This window comes from Roseobacter sp. FCG-D35 (genome assembly GCF_033436665.1).
Classification (GTDB): Bacteria; Pseudomonadota; Alphaproteobacteria; order Rhodobacterales; family Rhodobacteraceae; genus JAWQFO01.
Genome location: NZ_JAWQFO010000018.1, coordinates 1 through 2,499, shown reverse-complemented (window position 1 = coordinate 2,499; position 2,499 = coordinate 1). Strand labels below are relative to the sequence as shown.

The following is a 2,499-nucleotide window of genomic DNA, read 5'->3' as shown; positions in this document are numbered from 1 at the left end:
CTATCAGCCATCGCGCTCGCCGCCGCAGTCATATTCTGGCTCTGAAAATCAATGAGTCTGGAGCCTAGCGAGACGTAGATCGGTTTCGAGCCGACCGTAGCCATTCGCAAATGTCGAATCGAGCGCATCGTCGAATTCCTCGACACATGGCATGCTGCGCTCGACAGCTGAATCTGCTTTTGACCGCGCCAGGTTCAATGAATTGAAGCGCCGTGTTCCAAGCCGTCGCCAAGCCGCGCCGCTGGTACGCACTATCATCCGGAAGAGCCGTCGACGACGTCATTCGTCGCACCGTGCATTTGAGAACGCATCTCGAGTTCCGCGGAGATCGGCTCCGCCTCTCTATTCCGCCGCCAATGCCTTCTGCCGGCAATAGCAGGAGGCCTGGATCGAGACCTCCGCGCGTGCTGCTGCCTTGTCCAGTTGCAGCTTGATGTGAGTGGCTTCAACGGTTTCACCGCGCCGTGTGAGACATTCGTGGAGGCCATGCAAGCTCCACACGTTTCCGGGGTGCTGGCAAGCCCGGCTGCGGGTGGCATCCAGCCCCAGGTCGGCGCGGTACACAGCTTCTGCTTCCTCCATCCGGCCCTGTTCGAGGAGAAGGGCACCCAGCGCATGGCGGGTGGGTTGCATCCACCCCCAGGGCTCGTCGTAGGGCAGCGTGTCGTCGATCTCGACCGAGTTCCTCAGGTGGACGAAAGCCGTCTCGTGCTCTCCCTTGTGGTACGCAAGCTCGCCCAGCATCATATGTTCAGCGATTTTCAGGATGTCTCGGCACCTGTTGTTGAACAGCATTCTGCTCTCGGGAACGCGCTCCAAGGCCTCAAAGAATTTGTCTTTCTCACTCTCGGCCTCCGCGACCCTGTGCAGATTTGCCAGGGCAACAGTGCGCGCGTAACGCATCATCGCGGTGGTGACGCAGTAGAGATCTTCGTCTTCGGGGAGTTCCTGATCCAGGATGTCCTGCCAGCGTCCAAACCGGATCAAGACATGCTGCTTCATCGGGATGAACCCTTCGAACCAGTCCGCCATCGGACGCAGGGTTTCCGTTGCCAATGTGTCGATCAGTTCCTGGGCCGCTTCCAGAGCCGCAGTGGGCTGCCCCAGGAACATCGCGCCGTAAATCTTGAAATGATAGTTGTGGCACCGATAGACGGAGTAGAAATTGTCGGGGCCTTCGCGTTGAAGGAACTTCCGATCGGCCACGATGGCCGTTTCGTTGCGCAGAACCACATTCACGTAGTCTCCGCACAAGACGTCGACATGGGTCGGCATGTGTAGCAGATGTCCGGCATCGGGGATCAATGTGCTCAGAGCATCTCCGTGTCGAAGCGCACGCTCCGGATGCGGCGACATCTCCATCAGGTGGATGTACATGTGCAGAAGCCCCGCGTGTTCCCACGCGCCGGGAAGGGTGTCGAATGCCGTGTCGAGCACCGCGATGGCTTCCAGCGTGTCAGCCCCCTCTGCGGGTTTTCCGCTTGGCAGGTCCCATAGCTGCCAGGGCGTTCGGTTCATGATCGCCTCGCCAAAGACGGCGCAAACATCAAGATCTTGGCTGAATTCCGCATGGCTTCTGCGAACGCGTCATTCCAAGGGCTGAATTCCTCGATGTCCGCTGATGCCGGGTAGCGGACCGGGATGGCTTCGATCAGGGCGCACTCGACAGGAGTCAATCGATCGAGCAGCGCCGATGCAGCGACGACAGAAGCCTTTGCAAGCGCGATACAGTCAGGCTTCTCGTCCTCCTCGAATGCCTCCCACGGTTTGTTGCAGTTCGGGCCGATGCAATACGCGATGCCCCAATGCGCCATCGCGCACTCCGGGTCGGCCGCCAAAGCGTTCTGGAAGCAGACGATCGCCTCCTCGTGGTTGTAAGCGTAGGTTCAGGCCAGCCCCCGATCAAACCAGCGTGTCTGACGTCAGCACGCACCGGACAGATTTAGGGGTTTGAGCAACGGAGGATTTCTGGTTCATCGAAGCCATTATGGAGCGAAGATGAACAAGATNCGTGTCTGACGTCAGCACGCACCGGACAGATTTAGGGGTTTGAGCAACGGAGGATTTCTGGTTCATCGAAGCCATTATGGAGCGAAGATGAACAAGATATCCGGGACATCGAAGGACGCCGCTGACAAGCTGGTCAGGGGCATCAAGCGCAAGACGCGGAAGCACTATTCGGTCGAGGAGAAGATCCGCATCGTTCTCGCCGGTCTGCGGGGCGAGGAGAGCATTGCCGCGCTCTGTCGCCGCGAGGGCATTGCCGAGAGCCTGTATTATTCCTGGTCGAAAGAGTTTCTGGAAGCCGGGAAAGCCCGCCTTGCGGGTGACACGGCCCGTCAGGCGACAGCGCCCGAGGTGAAAGACCTGCGGTCGGAATCTTCTGCCCTTAAGGAGGTTGTCGCCGAGCTGACCCTCGAGAACCGAATGCGTGTCCGTCGTCAGAGTTTTTCGGAATGCTGAGGCTGTTGCGTAACGGAGGCTCTGGTTCGGTTTCTG

Annotated in this window: 2 protein-coding genes and 1 pseudogene; 1 reads left to right on the top strand and 2 read right to left on the bottom strand. The window is 59.1% G+C overall.

Annotated elements, in window-relative coordinates; all coding sequences use genetic code 11:
• Positions 1-342 precede the first annotated feature (342 nt).
• Positions 343-1,518 (bottom strand): tetratricopeptide repeat protein, encoded by a 1,176-nt coding sequence (locus tag R5H30_RS21705; RefSeq protein WP_318330862.1) that lies wholly within the window; start codon positions 1,516-1,518, stop codon positions 343-345.
• Positions 1,515-1,814: a hypothetical protein gene (locus tag R5H30_RS21700; protein ID WP_318330861.1), complete on the bottom strand. Its 300-nt coding sequence runs from the start codon at positions 1,812-1,814 to the stop codon at positions 1,515-1,517. The genes R5H30_RS21705 and R5H30_RS21700 overlap by 4 nt, the downstream gene beginning before the upstream one ends.
• A 283-nt stretch (positions 1,815-2,097) precedes the next feature.
• On the opposite strand from R5H30_RS21700, the pseudogene R5H30_RS21695 reads away from it, so the two are divergent.
• Positions 2,098-2,430 (top strand): annotated as a pseudogene (locus R5H30_RS21695) (transposase); the annotation flags it as partial.
• Positions 2,431-2,499: the final 69 nt, after the last annotated feature.

Bases quoted from the DNA above. Each gene is read 5' to 3' on its own strand.
- R5H30_RS21705 (WP_318330862.1), bottom strand. From the start codon at position 1,518: ATGAACCGAACGCCCTGGCAGCTATGGGACCTGCCAAGCGGAAAACCC.
- R5H30_RS21700 (WP_318330861.1), bottom strand. From the start codon at position 1,814: ATGGCGCATTGGGGCATCGCGTATTGCATCGGCCCGAACTGCAACAAA.